This window comes from Vreelandella sp. H-I2 (assembly GCF_052959335.1).
Window position 1 is genome coordinate 1 of record NZ_JBRAMC010000014.1, and the last position, 21,883, is coordinate 21,883.

Sequence of the window (21,883 nt, forward strand, 5' to 3'; positions counted from 1 at the left end):
TCACCCGTCCGCCGCTCGTCAGCATCCCGAAGGACCTGTTACCGCTCGACTTGCATGTGTTAGGCCTGCCGCCAGCGTTCAATCTGAGCCATGATCAAACTCTTCAGTTTAAAATCATTGTGATCCTTACTTGCTCATCTAAGGACTAGCCGAAGACAGCAAAAGCGGATCAAACTTGGCTCAAGGTTCAAACGAATTCACTGTGATACCAACATCACAACGTTACTTAAAAGCAACGATATGAAGAGTATCGCTGTGTTCGCCTGCCTTGATATTTGGTGATTTGTCACCAACATCAGCAAGCGCCCACATGAATTACCTGATCAAATTGTTAAAGAGCTGTTTCGCTGCTTGGTTACTGTGAAAGCTACCCGGCTGGCCGTTGACTTGGCTTGCCTCAGCGAGGAAGGCGTATTCTACGCATTTCCTGATGGTTGTCAATCTGCAATTTTCGTTATCGATACAACCCTGATACGAAATCGCTAACTCTTTGACAAACCAAGGCTTTTACACCTTATGCACCGCTGGTAACGCTTGGCGTCCCCGGCAGCGGATGCGTACTTTACGGATTCACGGCCGGGTTGGCAAGGGCTTTTGTAGAAAAATTACAGATTCGTCATATTGAGAGAATTAAACCCCTTCGGCGGACCCCTCATTGGCGGTTACACTAGGCGTATCTACCACCTTGCTGAGGTCCGTCATGAGCCACCACCTGCTAACTGTCGACTCATTAAACCGTGAAAGCGTTGATCACTTACTACGTGTGGCTGCACGCATGGAGCCGATTGCTCAGCGGCGCCAAGTGACACGAGTGTTGGAAGGAGCGGTACTCGGCAATCTGTTCTTCGAAGCCAGCACTCGCACGCGCGTCAGCTTTCATGCAGCCTTTTGTCGGCTAGGTGGCAGTGTCTGTGACACGACGGGGTTTACTTTCTCTTCCATGGCGAAAGGCGAGTCACTCTATGACACCAGCCGCGTAATGAGCGGCTACTGTGATGCCATAGTGATGCGCCACCCCGACCAGGGTTCGGTGGCTGAGTTTGCTGCGGCGACGAATGTGCCAGTTATTAATGGCGGTGATGGCCCTGGGGAGCATCCCAGCCAAGCACTACTTGACCTCTATACGATTGATAAAGAGTTTCAGCGCCTGGGTAAATCGCTGACCGGTGCGCATATCTTACTGACTGGCGACTTGAAGTATGGCCGTACCGTCCATTCACTGATCAAGCTTTTATCACTCTATGATCCGCTACGCATTACCCTGGTGTCACCGCCGGGCCTTGAGATGCCTTCCTCGCTGATTGACTTAGTAGCATCACGCGGCCACCGCATTGAGCAGCGCGACTCACTGGCCAGCGACTTTGCAGATTTAGATGTGGTGTACACCACGCGCATTCAGAAAGAGCGCTTTACCGATGAGATGAATGAAAGTTTTCAGGGGCTTTCCGATGACTTTATGGTTAACCGCGATTTTCTGGATCAGCGCTGCAGTCAAAGCACCATTGTGATGCATCCACTACCTCGGGATAGCCGCCCTGGTGCCAATGATTTGAATGTAGATTTAAATGGCGACCCGCGCTTGGCGATTTTCCGCCAGACGGATAATGGCATTCCGATGCGAATGGCGATTTTCGCAACGTTGTTAAAGGTCGACGAATTGATCGAGCAGGATGCACGCCCAGTACGTTGGTACGTACCCTCCCAGATCGGCACACTGGATCGCTGAACTCTTCGCAGTTAAGACACTAACGCGCTACAGCGAAAGACGCCCGCCAGGCAGGCCTTCCTGGTGGGCAAACCAGCCCTCAAGGATGAGAATAGCCGCAATGCCATCGACACTATCTTGACGATAGTTGCCTTTATGGCCCGCCTCGCGAGCGATCATTTTCGCTTCTCGCGTGGTACCACGCTCGTCGACCATTTCACATGGTTTTCCAAAACGGCCATGCAAACGGTTACCGAACTTGCGGGCGCGAGTACTCATATCTGACTCGCTACCATCCATATTCAGCGGCAGACCCACCACTAACAGATCGGGCTGCCATTCGCTAAGCAGCCGCTCGACAACATTCCAGTCAGGGATCCCATCCCGCGCCGTCAGTGGAGTAAGCTCGCGCGCACTGCGCAGCAACTCGTTGCCCACCGCCACACCAATACGCCGAGTGCCGTAATCGAATGCCAGGATTAAGCGCTGCCCCGCCTCGGCCATCAGGCGTGCCCCGCGTCTCGGGTCATTAGGTTAAGGTCGACACCTAACAAACCTGCCGCCGCCGTTAACCGCTCAACGGGTGGCGTATTGAAGAGCACGCTGCTCTCGGCTTCTACCGTTAGCCAGCTATTCTCTTTCAGCTCTTCTTCCAGTTGCCCAACCTCCCAGCCCGCGCAGCCTAAGCAGACTAAAAAGTGCTCAGGCCCCTCGCCAGAAGCAAAGGCCTGAAGAATATCCAGCGATGTGGTCAGCGCAATGCCATCTTCCACCTGGATACTCGAGTCCCATTGCTGGCTATCGCCGACATGCAGAATGAAGCCACGGTCTTTATGCATCGGCCCGCCGTAATAAACCGGCGCATTGCGGTGCGGGCTTGTTTCACCGCCTAATTCCAGCTGATCAAACAGCGCCTCAAGCGTGATCTCTAACGGTCGGTTAGTAATCACCCCCATGCAGCCGTTGTTATCGTGATCGCAAAGATAAATCAGACTACCGGCAAAATTGGGGTCTTCTAAATGCGGCATGGCCATTAAAAAGTGATGTTTCAAACTTTGCATGCGTCTCCCACTGCCTGCTGGCATCCCAGCAGGCATAGCGTAAATTAAATGACATTATAAAAGTGGAACCGTGCTCAGGCTAAGCGGCGCTCGATGGCATCCAGCAGCAAACCGGCAATATTGGTGCCCCGCTGATCATCGATTTCACGCACGCAGGTAGGGCTGGTGACGTTGATTTCCGTAATATAGTCACCGATCACATCGAGACCAACGAACATTAAGCCCTTTTCACGAATCATCGGCTGAACCTGTTGGATAAGCCAATGGTCACGCTCGGTGAGTTCACGGCTGACGCCCCGCCCACCAGCGGCCAGGTTGCCACGGGTTTCGCCCGCAGATGGAATGCGCGCCAGGCCAAAGGGAACGGGTTCACCATCGACCAATAGAATGCGCGTATCGCCATCCTTGATTTCCGGCAGATAACGCTGCGCCATGATTTGGCGTTGGCCGCGAAAGGTGAGCTGCTCGATCACTGCGCCAATATTACGGCCGTCCGGGCCAATATGAAAAATGCCGGTACCGCCCATGCCATCCAGTGGCTTAAAGATCACATCGCCGTGCTCCGCATGGAAGGCACGCAGAACATCATCGCGGCTGGCCACAAGCGTCGGCGCGCAGCACTGTGGGAACTGTTGCGCAAACAGCTTTTCATTACACTGCAGCAGCGCCGCCGTGGGATTGACCACCAGCACACCTTCACGTTCGGCAAAGCCCAGCAGATGCACGGCGTTAGTAAAATCAGCATCGACGGGCGGGTCTTTACGCATCAACACCACCTCCAACTCAACCAGCGGGCGGGCCGACGCTTCGCCTAGGTCATACCAGTGGTTTGGGTCACGATGCACCGTTAAAGGCCGCATATGCGCGTAGGCTTGCCCTGCATTCAAGAAAAGGTCTTCCTGCTCCATATAGTGCAGGGTATAACCACGCTCCTGGGCAGCCCATAGCATGGCCATGGTGGTGTCTTTCTTGTAAGCGATGTCGCTGATGGGATCCATCACGACGCCGAGATGCAGATTTGATTGGCTCATCGGGGGCACTATCCAAACATGAACAATAGAATCGCAGTATGACGCACTGCCCGCCCGGCTCCAACTGCCCCAGCTAACTACTCGCTAAGTGCGCCAGGCACTAAGCGAATAGCATCAGGCTCTAACGTGATCAACTGCTGCTTATAAAGCCGGCCAATCGCTTGTTTATAAGCACTTTTACTGACCCCTAAGCGCGCTTTAACTTCATGGGCAGGGCTTTTATCCCCCAGCGCTAAATAGCCACCGCTTTCCCGCAGTGCTTGCAGAACCTTGTCACCGACTACATCTAGCCGGGCTGCGCCTGGCGGTAGCAGCGAGATATTGAGGCGACCATCTTCACGCCGCTGCTTTACATAGCCCTTAACTGACTGACCACGACGCAATGGCTGAGTGACATCATCCTGGTAAATGAGCCCCCAGTAGCGATGGTTGACCACCACTTTCATACCCAAATCGGTGCGATCAGCCACCACGACGGCTACTTCATCACCTTTTTCCAACGCCCAGGCATCGTCCGTCAAAAAGCGATCCAGCTTCATCGTAGCGACCGGCCGTCCTTGGTCATCGCTATACAGCATGACCAATACGCGCTTACCGGCATCTGGGCGAAAGTGCTGCTCACTAAACGGCAGCAGCACATCTTTTGGCTGTCCCCATTGCAAAAAAGCACCGATGTTATTGACCGCTGTCACCGTCAGGTACGCCACTTCGCCCAACTGGGCGGCTGCATCGCTGGCGGATCGAGGGGATGAGTGTGACTCACGTACCATGACTGTCGTCCTTCAAGAAATAAGAACGCCATTATGTGTGTCGGACACACGCAGGGCAAAGCGAGTTGTCATTTCAGTGGCTAAAAGCGCTTAAGGCTCATGCAAAAGCAAACACCGCACAACCTGCTACTATCAAAACATTAGACAAAATTAGGCGTATAGGAGCGGACATGGAAGGGTTCACGCTTTTTGATACGGTAGTGCTGATTGGTTACATCAGTTTAATCGCCTGGATTGGTTCACGATTCGGTAAAGATCAGCATAACCCTGAGGACTATTTTCTAGGCGGTCGCAAAATTCCCGGCTGGGCGATTGGCCTGTCGGTCATGGCGACCCAAGCCAGCGCGATCACCTTTATCGGCGCGCCGGGCTGGGGGTTCGAGGGCGGCCTTGAACGCCTGGTGACGTTTATCAATGTGCCCTTGGCCATGATCGTGTTGATTTTGGTGTTGGTACCTATTTTCCACCGTGCGGGCATTTACAGTATTTACGAACTGCTGGAGCGTCGTTTCGGCCCGGCAACACGAACCCTGACCGCTCTGCTGTTTCTGATTGCCCGCGGCCTCGCCACTGGGGTGGTGCTTTACGCGCCAGCGTTGGTGCTTGCGGTCGTGACCGGCTGGAGCGTCAACCTCACTATTATCATCATGGCGGTACTGGCGATCAGCTATACCGTAATGGGCGGTATCAGTGCGGTAATTTGGACCGACGTGTTGCAAATGTTCGTGCTCTGGCTTGGCGCACTGTTCAGCATCTTCTTTTTAGTGACCAGCCTACCCGGCGGTTGGGGCGATGTCTTCGACTTCGGCGCGGCCAGCGGGATGTTTGATGCCATCGATTTATCCTTTGACCCCAGCGTGACCTATTCGCTATGGGCAGGCCTGTTCGGCGGTTTTTTTCTTCATGTGGCCTACTTCGGCACCGATCAGAGCCAAATCCAGCGAGTGCTCTCCAGCCCCTCAGTGCTCGACGCCCAGCGATCGTTGCTGATCGGTGGCTATCTGTTGATTCCGCAAATGCTGCTGTTTCTATTCATTGGCGTCATTTTGGCGACCTATTACCAACAGCACGGGCTAACGCCTCCCGAGGATCTCAACGAGCTGCTGCCACGCTATGTCGTCAACGCATTTCCCTCGGGCATGGCCGGTTTGGTGATTGCCGGAGTATTTGCCGCGGCCATGTCGAGTCTCGACTCAGCGCTAAATTCACTCTCAGCAGTGACCGTTCGTGACTTTTATAGCCGCTATATCAAACCCAACGCCAGTGATGCTCACTATCTGAAAGCATCACGAATGGCCACCATTTTCTGGGGGCTCTATGCCACGCTGTTTGCTTTTTTTGCAGGCAACCTGGGCCCCGTGATCGAAGCGGTCAACCAAATCGGTTCATGGTTCTACGGCGCTCTGCTCGGCACCTTCCTGCTGGCTATTCTCAGCCACCGCACCAATGCGCGCGGCGCGATGGCGGGGCTCATTGTCGGTATGTGTGCCGTGTGGGCAGTGTCAGTATTCCTCGATATCTCCTGGCTGTATAACAACACAGTCGGGGTGGCAGTATCGATGAGCGTTGGCTATCTCGTTAGCCTTACGGCTCCCGCACCCAGCCAAGAACAGTTAAGCGATGTGATGATGGCGGAAGCCGCACCGGACATGCAGGCCGTGCTGGCAGCGCGAGCTAATAACGCCCAGGTGATTGGCAACGAGGCCCGCCTGACGCGCAGACGTTGTATCGGCTTATTTATTTGGTTTTGTCTCATGCTGGGCATGTTAGCGCTTCTACAGGGTTGAGCGAATGAGTGGTGGGCGAATGGTTGAGTGGTGCTTAACGCTAGCCCGGCGGATTGATGCGACAGCCGCTCAAAAGCGGTTACAGCGTATTGGGGCCAATGCTTGTGAACCTGCCTGGGTTCGCCTGTGGGCCACTGGCTTGGGCGTGGCTGATGGTGAGCCAGGGGCGTGGTTACTCTCTGCTCAGGAAATGCGCCGCGCACTGCTATTGGCGGGTGCTGAACTACCCGCTCAAAAAGAAAAACCCAGTGCTGGCGTTAAAATTGATAGCGGTTTACAGCCAACGCCAGAAGCGCTGAACCGGCTGTGGCTATGGGAACGTATGGCGACACCGCGCCATTGGCGAATCCAGGTGCTGGATAGCGAGCCCGTACCGATATGGCTGCCCTGCTGGCTGGGCTACGCACGTGGCCGACAACTCCGTTTAACGGTGCTCAGTGGGTTATCGGGCGAAACGCTACCGATGCTCAAGCCCACCGTGCTTAAGGGGCTTCAGCAGGCATATCGAAATGGACAGGCACCAGCGACAAAGAGCTCAGAGGCAAGCGGACGAAGGGAAAAAGCAGTTTGATAAGACCCTGGCTGATAGTAAGTACTTACAAATCGCCAAAGTAGTGCTGCAGCAACGAAAGCGCCACTACCGGTGCCGTCTCCGTACGCAACACCCGTGGGCCGAGTGTTAGCGGCGTAAAGTCAGCGTTTTTGGCAGCGGCGATATCGCTTTCGCTCAAACCGCCTTCCGGACCAATCAGCAGCGCCACCGACGCTGGTCGCTCTTGGCGATCAAACGCATTGCCGGTCGCTAGATGTAGCATCAAGCGCAGCGGCTCCCGTCGCTCTGCAAGCCATGCTTGAAGCGCCATGGGCGGATGCACTGGCGGAACTACCGCTCGCCCGCTTTGCTCGCAGGCGCTGGCAGCCACCGCTTGCCAGTGCGCCAACTTTTTATCTTCACGGTCGCCTTTCAATCGCACATCGCCATGCTCTGTGTAAAGCGGCGTAATGGCCGCCACGCCCAACTCAACGGCTTTTTGAATGGCGTAATCCATTCGATCGCCTTTAGAGATGGCTTGGCCTAAATGGACGGACAGTGGCGATTCACCACTGCCCGACCACACCGCTTCGACCCGCGCTAGCGTCTGCTTGCGGCTAACGTCCACCAAGCGCACCCCTGCCTCAAGACCTTGGCCGTCAAATAGCACCAGCGGCGCGCCTTCCCCCATGCGCAATACACGGGTGACATGACGAGCCGGCCCTTCCGGCAGTGCCAGCTCCCCACCTGCCACAAAATCAGCAGACACATAGAGGCGTGGCATTTTGCCATGCTGGACGTACCAATCAGCAGCTGGCGGTGCTTGCATGGTTTCCGACATCGCTTAGTGGGTGTTCTCTTCGGCTTGCTTGGCTTCGCGCTGCTTACGCTGGGCGTACATCGCTTCGAAGTTAACCGGCGCCAGCATCAGCGGCGGGAAACCACCACGGTTGACCAGGTTATCCACGCACTCGCGGGCGTAGGGGAACAGCAGGTTAGGGCAGAAGGCACCTAGCGTTTGATCCAGCTGTGCACCTTCGATACCGGCAATGCGGAACAGGCCGGCCTGCTCAACTTCGGCCAGGAAAGAGGTGGTGCCGGTTTCGTTGTCGTTCACCTGGGCGGTCACTTTAACCACCACTTCATACTGGTCATCGGCAACCTTGGTACTGGTGGTATTCAGATCCAGATTCACCTTGGGTTTGAACGCCTGCTTGAATACTGAAGGCGAATTCGGCGCTTCAAACGAAATGTCTTTTACATAAATGCGCTGCAGCGAAAACTTAAGCTGCGGCTTCTCATCCGCTGCCGCACCCGCCTGCGGGGTATTGTTATCTTCCGCCATGATAAAACTCCTAATTGTTGATTAAATAAAAGTAACGTCGCTTACTTCTTAACCACCGGAAGGCCATCGCCTTGCCACTGCGCCATACCGCCTCTCAACTTGTAAGCACGCTCAAAGCCTGCTTTGGTGAGCTTGGCCTGTGCCGCGCCAGAACTTTGGCCGTGCTTGCATACCACGATGATCGGCTGGGCTTTTACTTTATCCAGTTCGTTCATGCGGCTATCGAGGTTGCTTTGAGGAATGTTGCGTGCCCCCGCGATATGCCCGGCTTTGAAGTCTTTGCTTTCACGGATGTCCAGCACCACCGCATCTTCGCGGTTAATAAGCTGAGTAGCCTGCGAGGCAGTCAGTGCATTTGTAGAGGCGCTGCGCGTTTCATAAATAATCCACGCGATTAGCACCAGCAAAAATGCCCCGACTAACAGGGGGTGGTTCTGTACGAATTCGAACACCTGATCGATCATCGCGAACACAATCTCTTGGTCAATGCAGAAAAAAGCGGCCTAACCGCTGCCAAAACGCGACAAGTATACACGTCAGATAGCCTCCCGCGCAGGCCTTGATCATGACGCCTGGCAGTTGCCTGCGTTATGATGCCCCAAGCGTGCGCCCGTCGCGACCCCGAATGTTCGCGTCGCTCGGTTTGCCAATCTTAACGAGGTTTTTATGGATACTTCGCGTACCCCGCGCCCAGTGGCGCTGATTATTCTCGATGGCTACGGCCACAACCCCGATAGCGACCATAATGCCGTCGCCGCTGCCCATAAACCGGTGATAGATAAATTGTGGGAAACCTGCCCGCACACCTTCGTTCATAACGATGGTCTTAACGTGGGGCTCCCCGAAGGCCAAATGGGTAACTCGGAAGTTGGGCATATGAATATTGGTGCCGGGCGTATCGTATATCAGGACTTCACTCGCATCAGCAAAGCGATTGAAGACGGCGATCTGGATATCAATGAAAATCTTACCCAGCCGATTGATGAAGCCGTCGCCAACGGCAAGCCGGTACACCTGATTGGCCTGCTCTCTCCCGGCGGCGTCCACAGCCATGAAGACCACTTTATAGCCATGGCCGAACTGGCCGCACGCCGCGGTGCCCAGCGTATTTTTATTCATGCCTTTCTCGATGGTCGCGATATGCCGCCGCAAAGCGCCCTTTCATCGATAGGGCGGGCCAATGCTCGCCTAGCTGAACTGGTGGGCGCTGATAATGGCTTTGTTGCCTCGATTATCGGGCGCTTTTACGCCATGGATCGCGACAACCGCTGGGAACGGGTTGAACAAGCCTATCGTCTGCTGACCGAGGGCCAGGCGGAACACTACGTCACCAGTGCCGAAACTGCGCTACGCGATGCCTACCAGCGCGGTGAAACCGACGAATTCGTGACGGCGAGCAGCATACCGCAGAAAGACGGTACCAAAGAGCATGCGGTAACCCTACAAGATGGCGATGCCGCGATTTTCCTTAATTTCCGCTCTGACCGCGCCCGGGAATTGACCCGCGCCTTTACCGAGCCGGATTTTAATGGCTTCGAACGGCGGGCATGCCCCAAGCTTGCGGGCAAGGGGCTGGTGATGATGACCCAATACGCCGCTGATATCCCTGCCCCTGCCGCTTTCCCACCGTCGGATCTCAACGACACCTTGGGAGAAGTCGTCGCCAAGCGCGGCTTGAAACAGCTGCGTATCGCCGAAACCGAGAAGTACCCCCACGTGACGTTCTTCTTTTCAGGCGGCAATGAAGCCGAATACGAAGGCGAAGAGCGGATTCTGGTGCCCTCGCCACGTGATGTACGTACTTACGATGAAAAGCCTGAAATGAGTGCCTTTGAAATCACCGACAAACTGGTAGAGGCCATTGATGACGGCCGCTTTGATCTGATCGTGTGCAACTACGCCAACGGCGACATGGTAGGTCATACTGGTGATTTCAACGCCGCGGTAAAAGCCATTGAAACCGTCGATACCTGCGTAGGTCGTGTCGTTGAAGCCATTGAGCGTGCAGGCGGCGCCTGCTTAATTACCGCCGACCACGGTAATGCTGAACAAATGGTTCATCCCGAAACCGGCGCACCGCAAACCGCCCACACCACCTTTGTGGTGCCGCTTATTTACGCCGGTGAACGTCCTGCCATGCTTGAGGAAGGCAAACTATGCGACCTAGCGCCCACCCTGCTGGCCATGATGGATCAGCAACAGCCCGAGGCGATGACTGGAAAATCATTGATTCACTTTAAATAATGCGCATTTGCTGGCATGTGGCAGGGGTACTCCTGCTGGCGCTCGTTTATGCGCCAGCGGGCATCGCCCAACAGGATGAAAGCGCGGCGCGCCAGCAGTTGGATGCGATTGGCCAGGAGATCGAGTCCGTCGCCCAGCGCCTCAGTGCCACCGGCCAGGCTCGCGATGACGCCGAACGCGAGCTTCAGCAGGTCGAAACCGAACTTGCCGAGACGCATCAGCGCTTAGATACGTTGCAAGCTGAACGCCGCCAGCTAAATGATGAAACGACCCAGCTACGCCAGCACCGCGACCGGCTTGAGAGTGAACGCGATGATCAGTATGCCGCGTTAGGCCAGCAGCTTTCAGCGCTTTACCGACTAGGCCCAACCCCGCAGCTCAAACTGCTGCTTAACCAGGGTGACCCGTCCGAGCTTGATCGAATGCAGGCGTATATGAATCGGCTAACGGAAGCGCGCAATCGCCGCTTAAATGCTATCGCCCGCCTCGATACGGCGCTCGCCGATACCCAGAAGGAGCTGAGCGAGCGACAGGCCCGCCTCGATACGTTGGCCGACGAGTTAGAAGAGCAAAGCGCGCTGTTAGCCCAGCGCACTACCGAGCGACGTGGCGTTGTCTCCAATCTGGATGATCGTTACGGCAGCGAAGAGGAGCGATTGGCCGACCTCAATCAAAGCCGCGAAGAAGCCGAACGGGTGCTGCGCAATATCCAGGCGGAGATGGCAAAACTTGCCGAACCTACGCCTACTACGCATATTGTCAGTACCCAAGGTGATTTACCTTGGCCGGTACAAGGCTCCATCAGTAGTAATTTTCACCACCGTGATGGCGTGCACTATAACGGTATTGTGATTCAAGCCAGCGCAGGCACCCCAGTCAACGCTGTTCATACTGGCCGCGTGGTATTTGCCGACTGGATGCGAGGGTTTGGTAATCTACTCATTATTGACCATGGCGACCAGATCATGACGCTGCATGCCCACCTGCAGCAGTTTAGCGCCAGGCCGGGGCAGCAGGTCAGCCGAGGTGATGAAATCGGTCGTGTAGGTGTCAGTGGTGGCCAGACCCGTGCAGCGCTCTATTTTGAAGTGCGCCGTGGCGGTGAACCAATTAACCCCCAGCGTTGGATTGCGCGTCGTTGACGGGATAAGCTGCACTACTATAAATGTCTCAGCTGTTATTGTTATTTCAACTAATATCTCAAGGTGGCGCGAAACGGCGTCACCTAACGCCTTGCGGAGTCTGCATGACGCTATCTGTTACCGGGGTATCGCCCCCCGCCAAGCGCCTCTTGGCTACCCTGCTTCCGATTGTTTTACTGTCGGCCCCGCTACCGTTACTTGCCCAACCAGCCAGTAGCGATGTGGTGGATGATCCTGTCTCTGACGAACTACCCCTTGAAGATATTCAGACCTTCGCAGAGGTGTTTGAGCGCATTAAGCGTGCCTACGTAGAGGAAGTCGATGATCGCACACTGCTACGTAACGCCATGCGCGGCATGCTGAGCGAGCTTGACCCCCACTCCGCCTACTTGGATGAGGAAGAGTACCAAAGCCTACGTGAGTCGACCCAAGGCGAATTTGGCGGCATTGGTATCGAAGTAGGAATGGAGAATGGCCAGTTGATGGTCATTACGCCGATTGATGACACTCCTGCTTCGCGGGCCGGGTTATTGTCTCGCGATATTATCGTTGCCATTGACGGCACGCCAACCGACAACATGTCCTTGCAAGAAGCCGTCACCCTGATGCGCGGCGAGCCGGGCACCGATCTACGCATTAGCGTGCTGCGTTCAGGCGAAGACTCACCGCGAGAATTTATTCTGACCCGCGAGGTTATTCGCAGCGAAAGCGTTAAACATGAGCTGCTCGAGCCCGGCTATGGCTACCTGCGTGTTAGTCAGTTCCAGTCGCGCACACCAGAACAGGCTCGCGAAGCGCTTGAGCTGATGGCTCGCGAACAACCTTTAGAAGGGTTGATACTCGATTTACGTAATAATCCTGGCGGCGTATTACAAGCCGCCGTCGGCATTGCCGACCTGTTCCTGGATGAAGGCTTAATCGTGTATACCGAGGGGCGCCTCTCGGATACTGAAATGTCGTTTTCAGCCTCGCCCACCACGCCCGCCGGCGATGTCCCACTGGTAGTACTGATCAACGGCGGCAGTGCGTCAGCGGCGGAAATTGTCGCCGGTGCGCTGCAGGATCAGCGGCGCGGCGTGATTATGGGTACCGATAGTTTTGGTAAGGGATCAGTGCAACAGATTATGCCGCTTGGCAATGGCGAAGGACTGAAGCTAACGACAGCGCTCTACTACACTCCCAACGGGCGTTCTATTCAGGCGCAAGGCATCGAGCCCGATGTTGATGTCGTGCGTGGCCGCTTAGAAGTGGCCGAAAGCCGCCGTGAAATTCGCGAAGCCGACCTTGAAGGCCACCTAAGCGCCCAGCAGGCGCCCCGTGATCGCCAGGAAATGGCCGAGCGGCTACTCAATGACTACCAGCTCAGCGAAGCACTCAATCTACTTAAAGCACTTAATGTGGTGGATCGCCAGCGGCGTTAGCAAACAGCCTGATTTAGCGGCAAGTAAGCGGCAGGCGGCCGCGCTCTCCGGTCGCCTGCCGCATCAATACGCGCTTCAATGGCACCACCTGATTCATGCCACTCATGCCCAAGTTACGCACCAGCGTCAAGGCTGGGTCATGGCTGCCAAACAGTACTTTGAACCCCTTCATTAGCCCCAGCATGGCGCTGTTATCAAAGCGCCGCCGCCGCTCGTAGCGCTTCAAGGTACTTAGTTCTCCCCAGGGCGCGCCGCGCTGCCAAGCGTGTATCACCTCTTCAGCCAGCACCGCCGCATCCATCAGTCCCAGATTCACTCCCTGGCCAGCTAACGGATGAATGCTGTGGGCAGCGTCCCCCACCAGCGCGAAATGCGGCTGCACATAGTGGCGGGCATGGCGCTGCACTAACGGAAAACGATGGGCTTTATCACAGACGGTTACATCGCCCAGGCGATGACCAAAAGCCTCCCCCAGCGCCTCCCCAAGGGCTTCACGGGGAAATTCACTCAGCTCAGTGGCGTGCTTGGCAGTGGTCGACCAGACGATCGAGCAGTAATGATCGTCGCCTTCGACTGTTAGCGGCAGAAATGCTAGCGGACGTCCGTCAATAAATGCTTGCCGTGCTGCACCGCCATGTGGTTTCTCACATCGCACCGTCGTCACCACAGCGTGCTGATGCATATCGTCGCTGGCCACCTCAATACCCGCCATTTCGCGCAAGGTGGAATGGGCACCATCGGCTGCTACTATTAGCGGCGCATGTAACTGGCGCCCGTCTTCAAGTAACAACCAATCGCCGCGAGCACTATTGCCATCAGCAGCATGGCCGTTCACGCGCTGCAATGCCTGCAGACGAACGCCAAAAAAGGTGGTGACGTTTGGTTGATCAATGATTTGACTGTTCAAGGCGGCCAGCGTGATCGAGTTCTCTACAATATGCCCGAGCTCTGCCACACCCGCCTCATCAGCAGAAAAAGCGATTTCACCGCTTCCTTCGGCATCCCATACCTGCATGCCCCGGTAGGGAGTTACCCGAGCTTGCTGCATGGCGGGCCAAGCCCCCAAATGGGCCAATAAGCGCTGTGAGACAGGCGTTAAGGCACTTACGCGCGGGGCGGGCAGCTTGCTTGTGGCCTTTTCCATGCTTAGCGGCGACGATTGAGACTCGACTAGCGCCACCTGCATGCCTGACTGCGCTAACAGCGCACAGAGTGCGGTGCCCACCATACCGCCACCCACAATGACCGCCTCGAAGCACTCAACCAGCGGTTTCGCAGTAGATGAGTCCGTATGCATAGCGTTCCTTTTAGTGACCTGAGAGTTAAAGGCTTAGCGTTCTAAGCCCATCGCGCGCCTAGCTAACCCCCGTCTCAGCGGCCCCACAAGATTCAGGCCTATCAATCCTGCAGCGCGGGCATGGGGCAACAGTGGATAAGAGTGCCCGAAGAGCCGCACCAATCCATCGCTAAATCGAATCACGTTGGCGCGATCACGCGCACGCTGCTTCTCAAAAGCTTGCAGTGTGATCATATCTCCCAGCGGCCGCTTCGCCAGTTCGCCTTGCTCCAATGCTTCGACAAGATCCATTACCCCGCGCAGGGCCAGATTAAACCCTTGCCCTGCAACCGGATGCAAGGCGTGGGCAGCGTTTCCTAACACTGCAAGCCCAGGGCGCACCGGCTCTTCAGCCGTTACCAACGAAAGTGGATAAGCATGCCGAGCGCCTACCTGAGTAAAACGCCCTGCCCGGTCGCCAAAAGCTTGCTGGAGTTGCAGCAGGAATTCACGTTCAGGCAGCGCCATGCGTGCTTTTTCTCGGCCGGTTGGATGTGTCCAAATCAATTCCATGGCTTGGCCCGGCAGCGGTAATAGCGCCATTGGCCCTTGTGCGGTAAAACGCTCGTAAGCGACCCCATTATGGGGTTGGCTGACGCCGACGTGTGCGATAAGTGCCGTTTGCTCATAAGACTCTCGGCGGCTGCTAATGCCCAGTTGCTCTTTGAGCCCTGATCGCCCTCCATCCGCCAGTACCGTTAACCCGGCAGTAAGCTGGCTACCATCCGAAAGCTGCAAGTGATGCCCATCCACTACGGGGGTAAGCTGCTCAACTTTCGCGGGGCAATGCCACTCCAGCGATAGCTGGGCAAGCCGTTGGTGAAGGACCCGGCCCATCCATGCATTAGGGATTACATGGCCCAGCGCCGCGACACCCAGCTCGGCAGCATCCAGACGTGTCGCCCCCAGGCGGCCACGCTCACTGATATGAATACGCTTAATAGGCGTAGCCTCTGTACGCATTGCCTCCCAAACACCCAATTGTTGGAAACGCTGGGCAGAACCTTCTGCAATCGCGCTGGCTCGCGCATCAAAACTGGGCTGCCAAGCGCTTTCTAGCGATTGCGTTGTTAGCGGTGCCGACTCAATGACCGCTACGCGCCAGCCATAGCGCTCAATGAGTGGGGCCAGAGCGCAGCCTAAGCTGGCGCCTACAAGCCCGCCACCCACAATCACAATGTCATGAGTCAGTGTCCGCCCGGCCGCGTGATGAGTCGTTTGATTAGGCCATTGCATCGGTTTTTCCCTCACCATACCGTCACCCACCAAAGGCAATTAATAATTCGTAACGTAATTTACATAACGAAAAATAGAAGCATTAAAGACTGGTTACTTTTTAGCCATCAATAGTTCAATTTCAGCAATTTGTTTAGGCACATCAGCAGTCAACACCTCATGACCGCTGTTGGTCACGACCACATTATCTTCTATACGAATGCCAATACCGCGGTAGGCGTCAGGAATATCATCATCGCAAGGAATATACAGGCCAGGCTCGACGGTGAGCACCATACCTGGGGCAAGCGGCCTTGGCGTTTGCTCATCCAGCCGATAGGTGCCGACATCATGTACGTCCAGCCCTAACCAGTGTGAGGTAGAATGCAAATAGAAGCGTCGATAACTTTCATCGTCGATACGCGCCTGAACGTCGCCGCTCAATAGACCAAGTTGTATCAAACCGGCGGTTAAGTCATGCACTACATTTTGATGGATATCCGCAAGCGTAGCATCGGGTTGGACAGCGCTCACCGCTCGTTCCTGAGCATCTAATACAACTTGATAAAGCGCCCGCTGCGCATCACTAAATCGTCCAGCGACCGGAAACGTACGGGTGATGTCACCGGCATACAGCTCAAACTCGGCGCCCGCATCAATCAACACTAAGCCGTCATCACTCAGCGGCGCGCTGTTTTCAATATAGTGCAGTACGCAGGCGTTGGCACCGCTCCCAACGATAGTACTGTAGGCTGGCCCGCTAGCCCCTTGCCAAACAAACTCATGCTCTAATTCGGCCTGAAGCTGAAATTCGCTAAGCCCTGGGCGGGATACCTGCATGGCACGCCGATGAGCACGGGCGGATATCCGCGCCGCATGGCGCAGCAAAGCGACCTCAGCGTCGCTTTTGATCAGCCGCATGGCGTGTATCAACGGGCTGATATCCAGCCAGCCTTTTAAGGCTGGCCGCCCGCGTCGAATCCCTGCCTGTGCATCGTTTAAGGCCTCTTCGGCCACTGCCACTGCTTCGCCATTATCGAGCGGTAAATAGAGCAGTTCACGGCCAGCAAGCAAGTTAACTAGCAGCTCGTCACGCTCACTATTTTCAAATGCCTGGTCGATGCCGTGTTCACTCACCACGCCAGTTGCCCCTAGTCGGCGACCAGTCCATGCCTCCATGGTAGGGTCGCGATCCTGACAAAACACCACGCTTTCGCCTTCAGCACGCCCAGGCAGCAACACCAGCAGTGCGTCCGGTTCACGAATGCCGGTCAGGTAGTAAAAATCGCTGTTTTGTCGGAAGGCGAATTCACTGTCCCGTGAGCGGGTCATCAACCCAGCGCCGGGCAGCACCACGGCGGCATTATCCGGCAGTTGGGCTATTAAGGTGTCACGGCGTTGCCGGTACTCCGTCACGCTAATGGCGGGGGGGCGAGGTAACATCTCGGGCAACATGTCGTCTCCTGGCAGCATGATTAATGAACGGGCGCGTCGGTTTGCTCGACTTGCGGCATGCCGGGATGTTGCTCGGTATAAAGCAACATAGCAGCCATGCGCGCATGCTCAGTCAGTGCAAATAGGTCGTTTTCATTTTCTGGGCTATCGTCAATATCGGTATCGATTCGGCCTAGCCCCTCCAGGTCACCAAGTGCCTCGCGCAAAGCCTGTGACCAACGCTCGCGGAGTTCATTGTCTGCGACCTCATCGACCACTTCGATAAAGCCTAGCGTCCACTCCTTCAGGCCCTGCGCCTGTTCGCCCAACGAGAACAGCTCGTCGGGTAGCAGCGGCATATAATCCAGGTCGCTGGCGCTTAGCGCCTCTAAGGTTTGCCGCCGCCAGCCCAGTAGGCGCTCGGCGCTGGCTGGGTCGCGGGGCTGCTCAACGCCTAGGCTCTGGCAGACCTCGTCTAACCAGGCCTCTGCACTTACGTCGCGCAGTGCCAGTAGGGCACACAAGCGACCATCCAAGAAAGCCGGCGATTGCATGCTGCCGTGCAGTAGAAAAACATCGGCGACGTCAGAAAAATCCTGGCGCTCATCAATCAATGACATAGTAGTTAAAACCTCGTTTTCATTTACTGTACTGGGCGTGGAGTGATAGGGCGTTGATAATGATGCCTACTGCGGCGCTTGCGCGTTGACCGCGCACAAGCGCCTCTCTTATAGTGAGGCGATACCTATCTTCCTATGCTGTGATGTTAACGCATTGGGCCCCTTGCTGGCCCGTGCTGGAGTCTTTAATGAGTAACGCCAAGCGGCCAACCAAAGAAATAACCCTGTTAGGGCGCGGCTACATTATTGCTTGCGACACGGGCGAAGAAGCCAAGCTTGACCGCGCCGCACGCTATCTTGATCGTGCTATGCAGGGAATTAATGCCCAAAGCAGCGTACTGGGCAGTGAACGTGTTGCCATCATGGCCGCACTCAATATCACCCATGAGCTTCTTGAAGCCATGGATGAACATCGGGCAGGTGAAGAGAACCTAAACCGTTTAAATGATCGCCTTGAACGCGCACTGGCCAAAACACGCCAGTCCTAGGCATTGTTTGATTACGCAGCAAACACCCTAAAAGCTCTGCAAACGTTTTAACCCAGCCCTTTGGCATTAGCCATCGCTCTGTTAGGATGGCGGAGTTCTCTGGGGTGTGCGCCAGTCGTTATAGTCCCTCGAGCCTATGCGTAATACCCAGGGGGCCAAATGCTAGCCAGACCCGTGTGCATGTCCGTGCGTCGGAAAGCCTGACGGTCTGGCTGCGGCCACCCACCTGAACCAGTAGGTTCAGGGCCAGAACGACAGCGGCACTCTGGAGAACACCTTGTATCCGAGAATATCGGCTATGAGGGGACATAGGATATGCGAGATCATATGCATGGAAAGCCTCCATCAGGACGATGACAAGCGTGCGTTAAGACGCTCCTTGCGTCGCCAACGCCAAGCCCTTTCTCAGCATGAGCAGCGCCTTGCGGCCCAGCGCTTGTGTCAGCAATTAAAAACCCTGCCTGAAATACGCCGCGCACGGCGCATAAGCCTCTACCTGCCCGTCAACGGTGAAATTGACCCGATGCCACTCCTCCCCTGGCTGCGCAAGCGTAAGGTCGAGGTCTATTTACCTGTCTTACGACCATTTAGCGCTAATACGCTCTGGTTTGTCGCTTATCACTCGGGCACCCCAATGGTAAAAAACCGCTTTGGTATTTGGGAGCCTGATTTACGCTTTGGCGCTCAGCGACGCAACCGACTACCGGCGTGGGCGCTAGATACACTGATTGTGCCGTTGGTGGGCTTTGATAATAGCGCTAACCGTATGGGCATGGGTGGCGGTTTTTACGACCGTAGTTTGGCGTTCATGCACCGTCCCGGCCCAGCGCCTACGCTGATCGGTGTCGCTCATGCCTGCCAGCAGGTGGCTTCTTTGCCTGTTGAACCGTGGGATGTGCCCTTGCAAGTAGTGGTTAGTGATCAAAGTTATGTGCGCCGCCAATAGTTGTTCTTAAAAACTGGCCATAAAAAAGGGCCGAACCTATAAAGGATCAGCCCTCTCATCTGATATCTGTCAGCCGGGTTAACAGCGTTGCAGCCGCTTAATTGTTGGGATTAACTTCCCGACAACGCCTGCGCATAACCGGTGGCGAGCACCCCCAATGCAAATACCACCAACAACGCCATTACCATATCAGGCTTCTTACGCCGCATGCCGCTTCTCCAACACCTTTGCCGTTGCCGAATGTGTTAAATCTACCACCCTTAGTTGTCGCAAAAGAGATGGAGGATTTGATTATTTCCGCTCACGACTATAGGGCGGGAAGGCCACTCCTGACAACACCTTGAACGGCATTTTCCAGCCACATTTTAAACATTTTAGTAACGTTATGTTACTGACTGCTCTGGCATCCAGAGTAAGCAACCACTTACACACAGGGTTTTACTCACGACTGCCAGTACTACGCCATGAACAGTCGATAAGCCGGGTTATCGCTTTCACGCCAGTAGCGGTAGCCAATAGCGTCTAAGTACTCAGCGACATGAGTGCGGTCACCATTCGGCACTTGCATGCCCACCAGTACCCGACCATACGCAGCGCCGTGATTGCGATAATGGAACAACGAAATATTCCAGTCGTGGGGTAGTTGCGTTAAAAAATTCATTAACGCGCCCGGGCGTTCTGGGAACTCAAAGCGATACACCTCTTCTTCAAAACGCTCGCTGGGGCGACCGCCACTTAGGTGACGAATATGCAACTTCGCTAACTCATTATCGGTAAGGTCTTCCACTTGGTAGCCGCTTTCACGCAGCTTATCAATCACTGCCTGCCGGTCCTCACCACCTGGCTTCACCTGGACGCCCACGTAAATATGCGCTTCGCTGTTATCGGCATAGCGGTAGCTAAACTCAGTCACCATGCGCTTACCCAGCGTTCGGCAGAACTTTTTAAAGCTGCCGGGTTTCTCGGCGATCGTTACCGCCAAAATTGCCTCACGCTGTTCACCCAGCTCCGTGCGCTCGGCGATGTGCTGCAGGCGATCAAAGTTGGTATTTGCCCCCGAATTAATGCACAGCAGCGTCTCGTCTTCGGCACCGGTCTGCTGAATATATTTTTTCAGCCCTGCGAGCGAAAGCGCGCCGGAGGTTTCCGCCACCGCACGGGTATCCTCAAAAATATCCTTCACCGCTGCGCACATTTCATCGGTATTGACGGTAATCACTTCATCAATTAGGCCTTGAATCAGTGAAAACGGCACTTCGCCAATCTGCGCGACCGCGACACCTTCGGCAAACACACCCACTTGGTCGAGCACCACTCGCTCACCGGCTTCCAGCGCCGCTTTAAGGCAGGCGCTATCTTCCGCTTCTACCCCGATGACTTTGATATCCGGACGCAGGTATTTAACGTAGGCTGCCACCCCCGCAATCAATCCACCGCCGCCCACCGGCACAAAAATGGCATCTAGCCGCCCCGCGTGCTGGCGCAGGATTTCCACGCCGATGGTGCCTTGACCCGCCACCACGTCAATATCGTCAAACGGCGGAATATAGGTATAGCCGTGCTCTTTAATTAACTCTTGGGCATGCTCGGCAGCAGCAGCAAAGGCATCGCCTTTAAGGATGACCTTGGCTCCCCGAGCACGCACCGCCTGCACTTTGATATCCGGCGTAATTCTGGGCATTACGATAACGGCTTTGACGCCCATCAGTTTAGCGGCCATTGCCAAGCCTTGAGCGTGGTTACCGGCGGAAGCGGCGATCACGCCTTTGTCTTTTTGCGCCTGGCTGAGCTGCGCCATTTTGTTATAAGCGCCACGGATTTTGAATGAAAATACCGGTTGCAGATCTTCGCGCTTGATCAAAATCTGGTTGTTGAAACGACGCGACAAAAAGGGGGCAGGGGAAATAGGGGTCTCACAAGCGGCCTCATAAACACGGGCTTGGAGTATCTTTTTGACGGTTGCTTCGAGCATGCGGGTATCCCAAGGGAAGTACGTGAACGGACAAAAGCCTTTATTGGTAGCAGATTACGCCTAGCGACGTCTACATCGGCAGTAGGTGTTTAGAACGCTATACTAGCAACATTCACTCTTTACTGACTCACTAGGCTTACTATGAACGCAGCGATGAACCAGGATGAACTGAAAGCCGCCGTGGCGGATGCCGCCATTGCAGAAATCAAATCAACGCTGGAAAAGGATACCATCTTAGGTATTGGTACAGGCTCGACGACAAATTTGTTTATTGATCGCCTGGGGCCACTACGCCATTTGTTTAAAGGCGCGGTGGCCAGTTCAGAAGCGAGCGCCAAGCGCCTTGAAGCTTTGGGCATTGAGGTATTTGAACTCAACAGTGTAGGCACCGTTCCTTTTTATATAGACGGCGCAGACGAAGTAAATGCTAACTTACATATGATTAAAGGCGGTGGCGCAGCGCTCACCCGCGAAAAGATCGTGGCGGCCTGCGCCGAGCGTTTTATTTGCATCGCTGATGGCTCAAAGTACGTGCCTCAGCTAGGACATTTTCCATTGCCGGTAGAAGTTATTCCCATGGCACGCTCTTATGTTGCCCGCGAATTAGTGGCCCTAGGAGCGGAGCCGGTTTACCGCCAGGGTGTGGTCACCGACAATGGCAACCAAATTATCGACTGCTATGAATTTATGATCGCAGACCCGGTGGCCATGGAAGCGCGTATCAACGCTATCGTCGGAGTGGTCACCAATGGCCTGTTTGCCGCCCGAGGCGCCGATATTCTTCTTTTGGGTAAAAGTGACGGCGTTGAGCGCATAGCGATTTCATAAAACTGC

The 21,883-nt window shown here is 55.2% G+C and carries 21 protein-coding genes, 1 rRNA gene and 1 other RNA gene; 10 read left to right on the forward strand and 13 right to left on the reverse strand.

Features of this window, described 5'->3' with window-relative positions:
• Positions 1-110, reverse strand: a 16S ribosomal RNA gene (locus tag ACUVOF_RS21530); the annotation flags it as partial.
• A 590-nt stretch (positions 111-700) separates the two neighbouring features.
• Between ACUVOF_RS21530 and ACUVOF_RS21535 the strand changes: the two genes are divergently transcribed.
• Positions 701-1,726 (forward strand): aspartate carbamoyltransferase, encoded by a 1,026-nt coding sequence (locus tag ACUVOF_RS21535; RefSeq protein WP_447046269.1) that lies wholly within the window; start codon positions 701-703, stop codon positions 1,724-1,726.
• 27 nt (positions 1,727-1,753) lie between these two features.
• Here the strand turns inward: ACUVOF_RS21535 and ruvX are convergent, their stop codons facing one another.
• The 4 genes from ruvX to ACUVOF_RS21555 all read right to left on the reverse strand — a co-directional run bounded on the left by ruvX (position 1,754) and on the right by ACUVOF_RS21555 (position 4,567).
• Positions 1,754-2,209 (reverse strand): Holliday junction resolvase RuvX, encoded by a 456-nt coding sequence (ruvX, locus tag ACUVOF_RS21540; protein WP_445532628.1) that lies wholly within the window; start codon positions 2,207-2,209, stop codon positions 1,754-1,756.
• Positions 2,209-2,766 carry a YqgE/AlgH family protein gene (locus tag ACUVOF_RS21545; RefSeq protein ID WP_447046270.1) on the reverse strand — a complete coding sequence of 186 codons (558 nt, stop codon included), beginning with the start codon at positions 2,764-2,766 and terminating at the stop codon, positions 2,209-2,211. Before ACUVOF_RS21545 ends, ruvX begins: the two co-directional genes overlap by 1 nt.
• 74 nt (positions 2,767-2,840) lie before the next feature.
• Positions 2,841-3,797 (reverse strand): glutathione synthase, encoded by a 957-nt coding sequence (gshB, locus tag ACUVOF_RS21550; protein ID WP_447046271.1) that lies wholly within the window; start codon positions 3,795-3,797, stop codon positions 2,841-2,843.
• Positions 3,798-3,874: 77 nt separating this feature from the next.
• Entirely contained in the window at positions 3,875-4,567 is a 693-nt protein-coding gene (locus ACUVOF_RS21555) for a CvfB family protein (RefSeq protein ID WP_447046272.1), read from the reverse strand.
• A 170-nt stretch (positions 4,568-4,737) separates the two neighbouring features.
• On the opposite strand from ACUVOF_RS21555, the gene ACUVOF_RS21560 reads away from it, so the two are divergent.
• Both ACUVOF_RS21560 and ACUVOF_RS21565 read left to right on the forward strand, forming a co-directional pair.
• Positions 4,738-6,354 carry a sodium:solute symporter gene (locus tag ACUVOF_RS21560; RefSeq protein ID WP_447046273.1) on the forward strand — a complete coding sequence of 539 codons (1,617 nt, stop codon included), beginning with the start codon at positions 4,738-4,740 and terminating at the stop codon, positions 6,352-6,354.
• A 4-nt stretch (positions 6,355-6,358) separates the two neighbouring features.
• Positions 6,359-6,925 carry a hypothetical protein gene (locus ACUVOF_RS21565; protein ID WP_447046274.1) on the forward strand — a complete coding sequence of 189 codons (567 nt, stop codon included), beginning with the start codon at positions 6,359-6,361 and terminating at the stop codon, positions 6,923-6,925.
• A 25-nt stretch (positions 6,926-6,950) separates the two neighbouring features.
• Here the strand turns inward: ACUVOF_RS21565 and ACUVOF_RS21570 are convergent, their stop codons facing one another.
• Genes ACUVOF_RS21570 through ACUVOF_RS21580 form a run of 3 tightly spaced genes read right to left on the reverse strand, consistent with a single transcriptional unit; the run spans position 6,951 to position 8,695 of the window.
• Positions 6,951-7,727, reverse strand: coding sequence for a 16S rRNA (uracil(1498)-N(3))-methyltransferase (locus ACUVOF_RS21570; protein ID WP_447046275.1), 777 nt, complete (start codon positions 7,725-7,727; stop codon positions 6,951-6,953).
• Positions 7,728-7,730: 3 nt separating this feature from the next.
• The gene (gene secB, locus ACUVOF_RS21575) at positions 7,731-8,231 is read right to left on the reverse strand and encodes a protein-export chaperone SecB (protein ID WP_447046276.1); all 501 of its coding nucleotides are present in this window, start codon (positions 8,229-8,231) and stop codon (positions 7,731-7,733) included.
• 41 nt (positions 8,232-8,272) lie between these two features.
• Entirely contained in the window at positions 8,273-8,695 is a 423-nt protein-coding gene (locus ACUVOF_RS21580) for a rhodanese-like domain-containing protein (protein WP_447046277.1), read from the reverse strand.
• Between the two features lie 202 nt (positions 8,696-8,897).
• Here ACUVOF_RS21580 and gpmI point away from each other — a divergent pair, with 202 nt between their 5' ends.
• The 3 genes from gpmI to ACUVOF_RS21595 all read left to right on the forward strand — a co-directional run bounded on the left by gpmI (position 8,898) and on the right by ACUVOF_RS21595 (position 13,038).
• Complete coding sequence (gene gpmI, locus ACUVOF_RS21585) at positions 8,898-10,475, forward strand: 2,3-bisphosphoglycerate-independent phosphoglycerate mutase (protein WP_447046278.1); 1,578 nt, start codon at positions 8,898-8,900, stop codon at positions 10,473-10,475.
• Positions 10,475-11,617: a murein hydrolase activator EnvC family protein gene (locus ACUVOF_RS21590; protein WP_447046279.1), complete on the forward strand. Its 1,143-nt coding sequence runs from the start codon at positions 10,475-10,477 to the stop codon at positions 11,615-11,617. The genes gpmI and ACUVOF_RS21590 overlap by 1 nt, the downstream gene beginning before the upstream one ends.
• A 104-nt stretch (positions 11,618-11,721) precedes the next feature.
• Entirely contained in the window at positions 11,722-13,038 is a 1,317-nt protein-coding gene (locus ACUVOF_RS21595) for a S41 family peptidase (RefSeq protein WP_447046280.1), read from the forward strand.
• 13 nt (positions 13,039-13,051) lie between these two features.
• On the opposite strand, the gene ACUVOF_RS21600 is transcribed toward ACUVOF_RS21595, so the two are convergent.
• The 4 genes from ACUVOF_RS21600 to ACUVOF_RS21615 form a co-directional block, all read right to left on the reverse strand.
• A complete protein-coding gene (locus ACUVOF_RS21600; protein WP_447046281.1) occupies positions 13,052-14,335 on the reverse strand; it encodes a UbiH/UbiF/VisC/COQ6 family ubiquinone biosynthesis hydroxylase in 1,284 nt (427 codons plus the stop codon).
• 33 nt (positions 14,336-14,368) lie between these two features.
• Complete coding sequence (gene ubiH, locus ACUVOF_RS21605; protein ID WP_447046282.1) at positions 14,369-15,610, reverse strand: 2-octaprenyl-6-methoxyphenyl hydroxylase; 1,242 nt, start codon at positions 15,608-15,610, stop codon at positions 14,369-14,371.
• Between the two features lie 93 nt (positions 15,611-15,703).
• Positions 15,704-17,044 carry a Xaa-Pro aminopeptidase gene (gene pepP / locus ACUVOF_RS21610; protein WP_447046283.1) on the reverse strand — a complete coding sequence of 447 codons (1,341 nt, stop codon included), beginning with the start codon at positions 17,042-17,044 and terminating at the stop codon, positions 15,704-15,706.
• Positions 17,045-17,064: 20 nt separating this feature from the next.
• Positions 17,065-17,643, reverse strand: coding sequence for a UPF0149 family protein (locus ACUVOF_RS21615; protein WP_447046284.1), 579 nt, complete (start codon positions 17,641-17,643; stop codon positions 17,065-17,067).
• A 188-nt stretch (positions 17,644-17,831) separates the two neighbouring features.
• Here ACUVOF_RS21615 and ACUVOF_RS21620 point away from each other — a divergent pair, with 188 nt between their 5' ends.
• The 3 genes from ACUVOF_RS21620 (at position 17,832) to ACUVOF_RS21630 (ending at position 19,077) form a co-directional block, all read left to right on the forward strand.
• Positions 17,832-18,131 carry a cell division protein ZapA gene (locus tag ACUVOF_RS21620; RefSeq protein WP_113270245.1) on the forward strand — a complete coding sequence of 100 codons (300 nt, stop codon included), beginning with the start codon at positions 17,832-17,834 and terminating at the stop codon, positions 18,129-18,131.
• Between the two features lie 93 nt (positions 18,132-18,224).
• A non-coding RNA gene (ssrS, locus tag ACUVOF_RS21625) (6S RNA) lies at positions 18,225-18,407 on the forward strand.
• 55 nt (positions 18,408-18,462) lie between these two features.
• Positions 18,463-19,077: a 5-formyltetrahydrofolate cyclo-ligase gene (locus tag ACUVOF_RS21630; RefSeq protein ID WP_447046285.1), complete on the forward strand. Its 615-nt coding sequence runs from the start codon at positions 18,463-18,465 to the stop codon at positions 19,075-19,077.
• A 457-nt stretch (positions 19,078-19,534) separates the two neighbouring features.
• Here the strand turns inward: ACUVOF_RS21630 and ilvA are convergent, their stop codons facing one another.
• Positions 19,535-21,049 (reverse strand): threonine ammonia-lyase, biosynthetic, encoded by a 1,515-nt coding sequence (ilvA, locus tag ACUVOF_RS21635; RefSeq protein ID WP_447046286.1) that lies wholly within the window; start codon positions 21,047-21,049, stop codon positions 19,535-19,537.
• A 153-nt stretch (positions 21,050-21,202) separates the two neighbouring features.
• Between ilvA and rpiA the strand changes: the two genes are divergently transcribed.
• Entirely contained in the window at positions 21,203-21,877 is a 675-nt protein-coding gene (gene rpiA, locus ACUVOF_RS21640; protein WP_447046287.1) for a ribose-5-phosphate isomerase RpiA, read from the forward strand.
• Positions 21,878-21,883: the final 6 nt, after the last annotated feature.

Coding starts and splice junctions, on each gene's coding strand:
- ACUVOF_RS21565 (WP_447046274.1), top strand. CDS start 6,359: ATGAGTGGTGGGCGAATGGTTGAGTGGTGCTTAACGCTAGCCCGGCGG.
- ruvX (WP_445532628.1), bottom strand. CDS start 2,209: ATGGCCGAGGCGGGGCAGCGCTTAATCCTGGCATTCGATTACGGCACT.
- secB (WP_447046276.1), bottom strand. CDS start 8,231: ATGGCGGAAGATAACAATACCCCGCAGGCGGGTGCGGCAGCGGATGAG.
- ACUVOF_RS21630 (WP_447046285.1), top strand. CDS start 18,463: ATGGAAAGCCTCCATCAGGACGATGACAAGCGTGCGTTAAGACGCTCC.
- ACUVOF_RS21580 (WP_447046277.1), bottom strand. CDS start 8,695: ATGATCGATCAGGTGTTCGAATTCGTACAGAACCACCCCCTGTTAGTC.
- ACUVOF_RS21615 (WP_447046284.1), bottom strand. CDS start 17,643: ATGTCATTGATTGATGAGCGCCAGGATTTTTCTGACGTCGCCGATGTT.
- ubiH (WP_447046282.1), bottom strand. CDS start 15,610: ATGCAATGGCCTAATCAAACGACTCATCACGCGGCCGGGCGGACACTG.
- gshB (WP_447046271.1), bottom strand. CDS start 3,797: ATGAGCCAATCAAATCTGCATCTCGGCGTCGTGATGGATCCCATCAGC.
- rpiA (WP_447046287.1), top strand. CDS start 21,203: ATGAACCAGGATGAACTGAAAGCCGCCGTGGCGGATGCCGCCATTGCA.
- ACUVOF_RS21535 (WP_447046269.1), top strand. CDS start 701: ATGAGCCACCACCTGCTAACTGTCGACTCATTAAACCGTGAAAGCGTT.
- ACUVOF_RS21590 (WP_447046279.1), top strand. CDS start 10,475: ATGCGCATTTGCTGGCATGTGGCAGGGGTACTCCTGCTGGCGCTCGTT.
- ACUVOF_RS21555 (WP_447046272.1), bottom strand. CDS start 4,567: ATGGTACGTGAGTCACACTCATCCCCTCGATCCGCCAGCGATGCAGCC.
- ACUVOF_RS21560 (WP_447046273.1), top strand. CDS start 4,738: ATGGAAGGGTTCACGCTTTTTGATACGGTAGTGCTGATTGGTTACATC.
- ACUVOF_RS21545 (WP_447046270.1), bottom strand. CDS start 2,766: ATGCAAAGTTTGAAACATCACTTTTTAATGGCCATGCCGCATTTAGAA.
- pepP (WP_447046283.1), bottom strand. CDS start 17,044: ATGTTGCCCGAGATGTTACCTCGCCCCCCCGCCATTAGCGTGACGGAG.
- ACUVOF_RS21620 (WP_113270245.1), top strand. CDS start 17,832: ATGAGTAACGCCAAGCGGCCAACCAAAGAAATAACCCTGTTAGGGCGC.
- ACUVOF_RS21600 (WP_447046281.1), bottom strand. CDS start 14,335: ATGCATACGGACTCATCTACTGCGAAACCGCTGGTTGAGTGCTTCGAG.
- ilvA (WP_447046286.1), bottom strand. CDS start 21,049: ATGCTCGAAGCAACCGTCAAAAAGATACTCCAAGCCCGTGTTTATGAG.
- ACUVOF_RS21570 (WP_447046275.1), bottom strand. CDS start 7,727: ATGTCGGAAACCATGCAAGCACCGCCAGCTGCTGATTGGTACGTCCAG.
- ACUVOF_RS21595 (WP_447046280.1), top strand. CDS start 11,722: ATGACGCTATCTGTTACCGGGGTATCGCCCCCCGCCAAGCGCCTCTTG.
- gpmI (WP_447046278.1), top strand. CDS start 8,898: ATGGATACTTCGCGTACCCCGCGCCCAGTGGCGCTGATTATTCTCGAT.